The sequence below is a fragment of the Pseudoflavonifractor intestinihominis genome (assembly GCF_040096055.1).
Lineage (GTDB): Bacteria > Bacillota > Clostridia > Oscillospirales > Oscillospiraceae > Pseudoflavonifractor > Pseudoflavonifractor intestinihominis.
In genome coordinates, this window is record NZ_JBBMFK010000046.1 from 1 (window position 1) to 10,125 (window position 10,125).

The 10,125-nt window shown below is 56.5% G+C and carries 4 protein-coding genes; all 4 read left to right on the forward strand.

The features are described from left to right. The first annotated feature begins 456 nt into the window (after positions 1–456). The 4 genes from WMO64_RS16825 to WMO64_RS16840 all read left to right on the forward strand — a co-directional run bounded on the left by WMO64_RS16825 (position 457) and on the right by WMO64_RS16840 (position 10,042). Positions 457–690, forward strand: a complete 234-nt coding sequence (locus WMO64_RS16825) for a phosphoribosylglycinamide formyltransferase (protein ID WP_087289244.1) — start codon at positions 457–459, stop codon at positions 688–690. Positions 691–827: 137 nt separating this feature from the next. Beyond that, complete coding sequence (locus tag WMO64_RS16830; RefSeq protein WP_349232741.1) at positions 828–2,267, forward strand: sensor histidine kinase; 1,440 nt, start codon at positions 828–830, stop codon at positions 2,265–2,267. Next, positions 2,264–2,845 (forward strand): response regulator, encoded by a 582-nt coding sequence (locus tag WMO64_RS16835; RefSeq protein WP_349232742.1) that lies wholly within the window; start codon positions 2,264–2,266, stop codon positions 2,843–2,845. The genes WMO64_RS16830 and WMO64_RS16835 overlap by 4 nt, the downstream gene beginning before the upstream one ends. A gap of 324 nt (positions 2,846–3,169) precedes the next feature. Continuing rightward, positions 3,170–10,042 (forward strand): leucine-rich repeat protein, encoded by a 6,873-nt coding sequence (locus tag WMO64_RS16840; RefSeq protein ID WP_349232743.1) that lies wholly within the window; start codon positions 3,170–3,172, stop codon positions 10,040–10,042. Positions 10,043–10,125: the final 83 nt, after the last annotated feature.

A 10,125-nucleotide genomic window follows, 5' to 3' on the forward strand; every position in this document is an offset into this window, starting at 1 on the left:
TTGAAAATTACATGACCGTCCGAATGGGATACCCCCGGCAGGGGAAGCAGCGCCATGACTCCATGTGCTTGAAAGCACGGGAGAGCGTGCCAATGCCGGAATACGCCGCTGAAAAGGCAGGGGCAGGAACGGCATTCGGGGAGAACGGCAAAATGCAGCGATATTTTCAAAGGAAGTGAAAACAACGAAAAATCCGGCGTTTTTATGCTGATAACGCCATCAAAGCACGATACGCCGGACAGCGAAGCGGGTACGCTGTCCGGCGTGCAATTATCAAAACCCGCGAAAATCCACGCGAAACAGTGAAACCGATCCCTACCACTTGTGAACAGGGCTTCGCAGGCGGCAGAGAAAACGGTTATTCGCATACTATTATCCATCGCCCAGCGATGAACCCAGTACGTTCACCAACGCACCGGCTTCACCGCCAAGCAAACGAAAAAGGAGGCATAAACCATGAGAAACAACGAGATTTACCGAAACGAGATCAAGTCGTATATCATCCGGGCTGGCATGACCATGAGTGAGGCCGTGGAAATCCTGGCCGACGAATATGGTTGGAGCAGCAGCGTCCCCAACCTGTCGGACAAGCTGAAACGCGGCAGCCTGCGCTATGGCGAGGCTGTGGAGCTGGCCGATGTGCTAGGGTACGACATTGTTTGGCAGAAACGTGGGAAGGAAAAGAGATAAATAAAAAGCGGATTTACCAAACTTTTTCCGCTGGATGATCATACTGTGCTGCCAAAGAGATATTTTTATGTATCATATTCCTTTTAACGGACATTTTTGCTATAATGCAATCATCCAAAGGGAGGGGAGGAGGCGCTGTGGATCAGTTTAATGTAATTCATGAAGCGGCGCAGCAAGGGCTGCCCGGCGAGATGCTGCTGGTATTCACTATGGTGCTCTGGTGCATCTTTACCCTGATCCTACTGGCGGATCTGCACAATAAACTTAACAACTGGTGCTTTATCAGCGGTATTCTGTTCAGCGTTGGGGCACTCAAGGAATATTTGTTCTATACATTGGGGCCGCAGCTGATCCAGGCCAGTATCTGGACGGATGATTTTTCCGAGGGTCTGTATTCTGTACTCAGCGCGGTATTCTACTATCTTGCAATGCCGTCCGTTCTGGTGTTTGCCTTTTTCTTTCATAGATTAGAGCAGCAGGCGGGCAGGTGGTTCCTCTTCCTAAGTATTGCAGCCTATTTGCCCGCCGCAGCGCTAGTCTGTATTTTCCCCTTCACGCAGACGCTGTACTTCCAGCAGGACACGGTATTTTGCCTGAGCGTTGCGGGTTATAACTGGGGGATGGGCATTCTCTCCACCGTTGTTTTGCTGCATGCACTATGGGAGGAACGGTTGAGCATGCGCTTCCAGCAGCGCCGCCTCGCAGCCATGACCATGCTCGTACCGCTGTGGTTTTGGCTTGTTTCCGCGTTTCCATATCATGCGCTTGGTATCCCTAACCTAAGGAAATTATGGCAGTTTAACCTGATCATCGCGCTGTGTATTTTGATATTCTTCCTTTGCCGGGCGTTTCACGGCGGGATATGGGGGCTGCGGTTCCGGCGCGAGACATATGACTGGACGAGCGGTGGCCAAGTGATCCAGCGCAATGCGCATTATGTGGGGCATGCGTTAAAAAATGACTTGGCGAAGATTGAGTGGTGTACCGCGTTGATGCAGAGCCGCGGCTATCTGGATCATGAATTGGATATCATCAATGGAGCAGTGCTTCATCTTAAGCAATTTGTCAACCGTACGAAGCTCTATGCTCAACAGATCACGCTGATGCCGGAGCTGTGTGCAGTAAAACCACTTTTTCAGAGTACGGTGGCGGAAACCGTGTTTCCGATGGACCGTGATATCATACTGTCGGTTGGAAGGTGCGACGCGCAACCGCTGTTCTGCGACCAGACGCACTTGCGCGAAATGCTTTCAAACCTGATTGACAATGCGGTGAACGCGATGCCGGAGGGGGGTAGGATCGAACTATCCTATTGCTGTCAACGGTGGAAAGCGGTGATTTCAGTAACAGATACCGGATATGGTATGGAGCCCGGGACGCTTCAGCAAGTGTTTGACCCTTATTTTACCACCAGGCAAGGCGGCGGTAATATGGGACTGGGGCTCTATTACTGCTGGAATGTAATGAATGCGCATCACGGCAGCATTTCTGTGAAGAGCGCGCCGGGCCGCGGCAGCACGGTATCCCTTTGTTTCCCGATGCACCGCCAGAACGTCCATAAAGGAGGCGTGCAATGAATCCCATCCGTATTTTAGCAGTGGACGACGATTTGGATTTCCGCTATCTGCTTACACAGATGCTGCTGGGACAGCCAGATCTGGAACTTGCTGCGGTGTGTGCCACCGCGCAGGAGGGCTGCGCTGCGGTTGCCCGCCTACAGCCCGATATTGTCCTGATGGATCTGGAATTGATTGGAAGTTATACAGACGGCGCAGATGCGGCCCGGCGTATCCGTATGCAGACGACCGCGCGGGTGCTCATCCTGACTGCGGATGATAATCCGGAAACTGTCATCCGGGCCAGTGTCCATGCCTTTGCCTCAGGTTATGTGCTCAAAAGCCAGGCTTCCATGCTGCTGCCTACCATCCGCGAGACCGCGACTGGACCGACGCCGCAGTCGCATCTGATCTGTGCAGCGCTGCTGCAGGCGCTGACTGTCGCGGAGCGGGCGGTGTTGCGGCAGATGCTGGGGCAGGAGGTGCAGCTGTATTCATCGGCCAAGACAATTGCCAACCAGCAAACCAGCGTGCTGCACAAGCTGGGCCTTCCGGACCGAAATATGCTGCGGCACATATTTGCCGTCTATTTGTCCTGAAAAGATTTCACTGCGTTCGGCACAGGGGTGTGATCTTCCCCTGTGCCGAACGCTTTTTCAGGATTTAACGAATTCCCATATTTTTTGGGAACAAAACAGCTCAGCAGTATGCTATATTTTTTGTGTAACATGCTGTGAGGCAGTGGGATGCTCCGCGACCGGCGCGGGTGCGCTATGTAGAGCCGCACGATTCTTTGCCCTGGAACCGGCGTCAGATGGTACGGCAATTCGGACCACCGCATAGAAATCCGGGAGAAGGATCATAGAAGGGGCAGTTTTACAGCCCACACTGGAATTTTCCCCAAAAGGAGTTGGACAGACGTGATGCATACGCGAATTCGTACACGAATCATCAGCACACTGCTGTCGGCAGCTATGTGCCTGAGCATGTTCCCGGCACAAGCCTTTGCGGCCACAGTGGAGGCCAAACTGCAGGTAGAAGCGGAGACCCAGTCTCCTATCGCCGTTCTTGGCGGGGATGCGGAGACGGTGGAAGACGCCAGTGAGGCCGCGGAGCAGGTCCGGGAGCCGGCGGCCCAGCCCAGGCGGGTTTCCTATACCCCGGAAGGGGCCGCCTATACCCTGAACTTCGACGAGACCACCGGGACCATCCAAGGGTTTACCGCCCAGGAGGGCTTCGACGGGCATTTGGTCATTCCTGAGACCATTGAGGGCCATGAGGTAACGTCCATTGGGTACAGCGCATTTTATACGAACAGCTATGACCACCGGAATCAGCTGCTGACGGTGGATCTCCCAGAGACCGTCACCGCACTGGAGGAATCCGCGTTCTCCAATTGCTACAACCTGACAGCGGTCACCGGAGGAGAGAACATCTCGGAAGTTGGTAAGTTTGCATTCAATAATTGCAGCAAGCTCAGCACGGTTCCGTCCTTTGAACAGGTGACCTCGCTGGGCGATCGGGTCTTTTGCTACACTGCGCTGACGTCCTTCCACGTTCCGGCGGGGCTGACCACAGTTCCGGATTCCACCTTTGACGGATGTGAAGCCCTGACAGAAATTACATTTGAAAATCAGATAACCGCAATCGGAGACAGCGCCTTTGCGGGTACCGGCTTAACAGCCGTTGCAGTCCCGGAGGGTGTCACTACTCTGGGTGACGGCGCTTTCGAGGACTGCGAGGCGCTGGAAAGCGTGACTCTGCCCTCCACGCTGACCTCCATGGGGGAAAAGGCATTCTCTGGCTGCTCTGCGCTGAAGGCGGTCTCCATTCCCGGTTCCCTGAGCGCCATTCCGGAACAGGCCTTTTTCGACTGCGCCTCGCTGTCCTCCGTTACCCTGGGGGAGGGTGTGGCCAGCATAGGCACGCGGGCGTTTGGAAACTGTACCAGCCTGACCTCCATCAATTTCCCCGCGACTTTGACGTCCCTATATGGGAGAGCGTTTGAAAATTGCGGCTTCACCTCTATCCACGTGCCGGCCACCGTGAAGCAGTACTACACAGTAGACGGGTATGGGTATACCTTTGATAACTGCGACTCCCTTGTCTCCGCCGTGGTCGGGTCGCCGGTTATCCCAACATGTATGTTTACGTCCTGTGACGCTCTGAAAGAGGTAGAATTGCTGGACAGCGTGACAGGGATCGGCTATGCCGCGTTTCAGTACTGCTATCAGCTATCGAACATCACTTTTTATAACTCAGCGACGGAGATCTATGATGGCACGTTGGTCAGCGCTCGCCCTACGGTCCACGGATATGAAAACAGCACGGCTTATGACTGGGCGGTGGAGAATGGGTACCAGTTTGTTGATCTGAACGCCGTCCCAACCAGGACGCTTTCCGCCCGGGTGCTCACCCCGGAAGGGGAAACGCTTACGGATGGCTTCACAGTCAACTGGTACGAAGCCGGCGGGACCACCCCGGCGGGGACCGGCGCGGTTCTCTCCGGCGCGGCGGCAGAGGCAGATTACGTCTGTGAAGTCCTGCTGGGTGGGGAACTGCTGGAGCAATATGAACAGCCTGCGCGGCAGACCGTCCCGGCGGGAGCGGAGGATGCGGCTATCACGTTTACCCTGACGCAACGGGAGCAGACGCCGGTGGTCTCCGTCTCTGGCCAAGTCCAGGATCAAGACGGCAATCCGCTGCCCGGTGCACAGGTCACAGCGACTCTCGCGGACGGTGAGACCCAGTCCGCTCAGACCGGAACGGACGGAAGTTTTGCTCTGGCGGAGCTGCCCGCGCAGTCCGTCCGACTCCAGGTTCGTCTGGACGGATATTACAGCAAAACCCTTGTCCTCCCTCTGGCGGACGCCGCCGAAACGGGAGAATATCAGGTGGCTGCGGTCACGCTCTATGAGACGGTGTCCGACCGGATCGAGCTGAGCCTGACCCTGCGCCACGCTGCGGGCCAGGGGGAGAGCGCCCGTGAGGAGTCCCTCTCCGCGCTGGGCAGCTTACAGATTTCCCTGTCCTCCGGCGGGACCGGCATCGCCGGGGAAGATTATGAGGTGCAGGGGACCACGGTCGTCTTCCAGCCCGATGTGGTGACGGCGGGGCAGGAGATTACGGTCACAGTCTCTGACCCCGGCGGAGAACTGCTCGGAACTGCGGATCAGGTTATTCTGAACAGTGACCGGATGGGCAGTGCGTCTTTGACCCTGGTGGAAAAGGGCGGCTTCCGCCTGGGGAGCCTCTCCCTCCCTGGGGCGTCCAATGTGCTGGTGTTCGACAGCACCGGCGCGTTCCGTGCCATCTATACCGCCCGGACCGGCCTGACGAGCGCCCCTATGGACGTGGGAACCTATACCCTGGTTCTGATCCAGGACACCCCCATGCTGCAAAATGTCCCGGCGCTGGGCCTGCTGGAGCAGCTGGGACTGGCCGCTGGGACGGATTATGCTCAAGTCAGTGTGTCAATCCAGGATGGGGTGCTCACTGATGTCGGTCCCGTTTCCGTTCCTGCTCTGGCAGAGGATGCCTTTTCCTATTTGAACTCCGGCAGCCTGTCGGTCAATACGACCACGCCCAGCCAGGGCACTCTGGTCCTGTTCACCGCCCGTTTCGACTTGGCAGACGGCTATACAGCGCAGGAGGTACAAATTCATCTTCCGGACGGCATGTCTCTGGCGGAAGGTATCACGCTGGATAATGCCGTATGCACCTATTCGCTGCATGAGGAAGAAAACCTGCTTATCGTGCCAACGGCAGGCAGAACATCCGGCGTGATTCGCGGCTATTTGACCGCCGAATCGACTGGGACTTCCAGTGCAGCCGCCTATGTGCGTCTGAGCGGAGGAGAGCTTCAGCCTCTGGGCTCGGCCGCATTGGAGGTATCTCCAGCCGCCATGGCTCTGCTGGAACGAACCTCTCTAAGTAAAATCATTGTTACCGGCAAGGCAATGGCCAATAGCCAGATTATCCTCTATGACAATGGGGAGAAGATGGCGGAGACCACCGCCAATGCGGCGGGCTCTTGGTCCTGTGAGATGCCTTTGGCCCAGCCGCTCTATGACTACTCCTATCATTTTATCCAAGCCGAGGTGCGCCGGGACGACATTGAACCCATCCGCACCGACGAGGTGATGGTAACTTACGACGCCTCCTCCGCAAACCTGTCTGCCATCACCATGTATAATCTGAACCACATTACTGGCGAAACCGCCACCGTGCTGGACTTTACGCAGCTGGAAACCGTCAAGCCATTCTACTATTATTGGCCTGACCATATGAACTACACCTTCCAGGTGGAGTTTGACTCCCATGCGGACCAGTTGGAGGAGGTCACCGTGGTTACATGGGGGGTTAACGGGGAAACGATTCGTATCCCGGCCAGTTATGACAGCGAAACTGGAACCTGGATCGCCTCCTACGAGTTTACGGAGTACAATACCCCAGTCTCGGTGGGCGCAGAGTATGAAGACGGTACCGGCCTGGCTTTGGAGGTCAGTCCGTCCGCGTTCCTTGACTCCGCCCAGCAGTTCGACCAAGCCGTGGAACAGGCGGCGGATCGGATAGACACCGTTTACGCAGAAGAAACAGACAGCCGGCAGACGGAGGAGAATACCCTGATTTACCGCTTCAAAGAGGTAGGTGAGGATGGAAATAGTCTGACCATGGATCTTCTGCTCCCGGGGGCGGAGGAGCAAGTCCTGTGCCAGTATACCATTGCCCAGACCAAGGACAGTCGGACCGGAGAGGAACTGGAAGCGAACGGTTACAATTTCCTGCCGGACGAAAATGTGTATATTAAATTCACCCTAGACGGGTCACAAATGCGCACGGAATATGTGGATGTGAGCGCGGGCAGCTGCCTTAGCGAAGTTTATCTTCTGGGCGGCGAACAACCTGTCCAGTCTAGAATGGCGGCAGCCCGCACGGGCCTGGACATCGAATTGCCTGAGGAAGTCCCGGAAAACGGCTGGGAACTTTATGAAATGTTTGCCGACATCGTGATTGGTAAACTCAGCGATGTCCCGGTCTATGGTAAGTTTGCCTCTGCCACCCAGGACATTATCCAGACCGCAAGCCAGCAATATAACTGGCGGCGAGAGCTTAATGGCAATTATGAAGCCCTCAACGACTATCTGAACAGCGTGGAACAGGCGTTGAATGCCTCCTGCCCTGACGGTAGCCGGAAGCTGAACCCAGCTTTGGCGGAGTCCCTGTTCCAGACTTTCTTCAACCTGCGTGCGGAGATCGACGCCTATCGGGAGAACGGCCTACTAATGATCAATGCCAGCTTGGGATTGCCGGTGATCCAGAAGGTCGTCACTGACATCATCCACGACACGATCTCGGACATCGGCTTTGGGGATTTGGACCAGTGGCTGGATGATTATTACAGCGACGCCATCGAAGGCGCCCAGGAGCACAAGGACAGGATCAAGGAGCTGCTGGGCGAGCGCTGGAAGCTGGAGGGCGCCATGGCCGAGGTGGAGGAGTTGCTGGATACCGGCAACTTCACCGATTACATCACCGATAAAGTGCTGAGCAGTTTTATCACCGAGTCGGCGGACGGAGACATCATTGATGTACATTTTGGCACCTGGAGCGTTAAATTTTATACGGAGCAGGGCGTGGAGAATTACCTCAACACCGGCTTCCAGGAATACTATGAGCGAATCCAGGATCTGTCTCTGGCCATCGTTCGAAACTATGTTGACTGTCCTGATGACGAAGATGACCCGGACACCGATCCTGATCCGGACCCAGATCCCGATCCTGACCCCGATCCCGACCCCAATCCAGACCCTGACCCGGACCCCAAACCCGACTTTCAGCCTGACGATGGGTTCTTTGAGGACGGCAAAGATATTCCCAAGCGGGATCTCGTTCCCGGTCACGATCCCTCCGGCTATGTCTATGAGGCGGTGCCCTCCAACCGGCTGGAAGGAGTAACAGCCACTGTCTATTATCAGGACGGCAACAAGATGATGGAGTGGGATGCAGAGAACTACGACCAGCTCAATCCCCAGATTACCGGCGCAGACGGGGGATACGCCTGGTTTGTCCCAGAGGGGCAGTGGAAGGTGACATTCTCAAAGGATGGCTATCAACCTGCTGACAGCAGCGATGTCCCCGCGGCAGCCGCCAATGAAGAAAATACCGGCTGGCTCCCGGTCCCGCCGCCCCAGTTCAATGTGGATGTAGGGATGATTTCTCTTGCATCACCAGAGGTAGAACAGGCAATTGCCTATCATGACCGGATGGAAATTACGTTCAGCCAGTACATGGACATCGCCAGCGTACAAGCCGCAGTCTCCCTCAGCCACGGCAACGAAACGGTGGGCATCACGGTGGAACCGCTGGACGCGGAATACAATCTGGAAGAGACAGAACAGTACGCAACCCGGTTTGCCGTGACTCCGGAGGACGGAATCTGTACCGGCACGCTGATGGTCGCGGGCAGTGCTGAGAATTATGCGGGCACGGCCTTGGGCGTTGGAACTGAAACCACGTTTACAGAGCCGGTTCAGCGCCCCACCGGGATCGTGATGAACGGGCAGTCCAATCTCGTTTATCAGGAGTCCGGGACCCTCACCCTGACCCTCCAGCCGGGTGTGACCGGAAAGACCCTGACGGTAGAAAATCTGACGCCCAGCCTACTGGATGTGTCTGCGGAAACGGTCACAACCGGAACGGACGGAAGCGCCTCGGTCACCATCCGCGGCAAACTGCCCGGAGAGGCTATGGTGCGGGTCACCGAGCCGGTTTCCGGCTTGACGGAGTCCTTTGTGATTTCCGTGGTCAGGACGGCGGCGGAGTTGCCGGAGGATCCCGAGCAGCCCGAGGCGGAAAAACCCGCTGTGGTAACCGCCGCGCTGGCGGATGGGACACCCGTGACTTCCGGCATGACGTTGGAGAGCGGCGCGCAGGTCTTCCTGACTACCGCCACCCAAGGGGCGGAGATCCGCTATACGCTGAATGACACTTGCCCCTGTACGGAAGAGGCGCTGACTTACGCCAGCCCCATTACTTTGACAGAGGACACGGTGCTTCGGGCCGCAGCCCTGCTGGACGGCGTGTACAGCGATACCATCCGCCTGGAGCTGACCGTCCAAGCGGCGGAGCCGGAAGACCCTGATGATTCTGACGATTCCGGAAGCGGAGGCGGTGGAGGCGGATCTTCCAGCACTGGTGGCGGTAGCACGACGGCCCCGGAGGATGAGCCTTCTCAGGATTCCATGCCCTTTATAGATGTGGATGAAAACGACTGGTTCTACGACGCGGTGGCATACGCCTATGAGAACAGCCTTATGGCCGGAACCAGCGGAACCACATTCAGTCCCGATCTCACTACCACCCGTGCTATGATCGTCACCATTCTCTACCGGCTGGAGGACACTCCCATTGTTTCCGGCGGGTCCGACTTCACCGATGTGGAGATCGGTCAGTGGTACAGCGACGCCATTGCCTGGGCAGCAGCCAACAACATTGTGGGCGGTTACGGCAACGGCCTGTTCGGGCCTGACGACCCAATCACGCGGGAACAGCTTGCCGCGATCCTCTATCGCTATGCCCAGTATAAGGGCTATGATACGGCTGCAAGCGCTGATCTGTCTCGGTATACTGACCTTGGACAGCTCAGCGAATGGGCGCAGGAGGCCGTGGCATGGGCTAACAGCGAAGGCATTATCAGCGGTACCAGCGCAGTTACATTGGCTCCTAAGGACAGCGCAACCCGTGCGCAGGTAGCGGCGATGATAATGCGCTTCTGCGAGAATATAACACCGTAACCCTGCAAGCATCAAAATCCCTTGACAACAAGGGCGCACTTCTATACAGGGGCAAGCCCTGTATCGTGCGCTCTGCGAGGCAG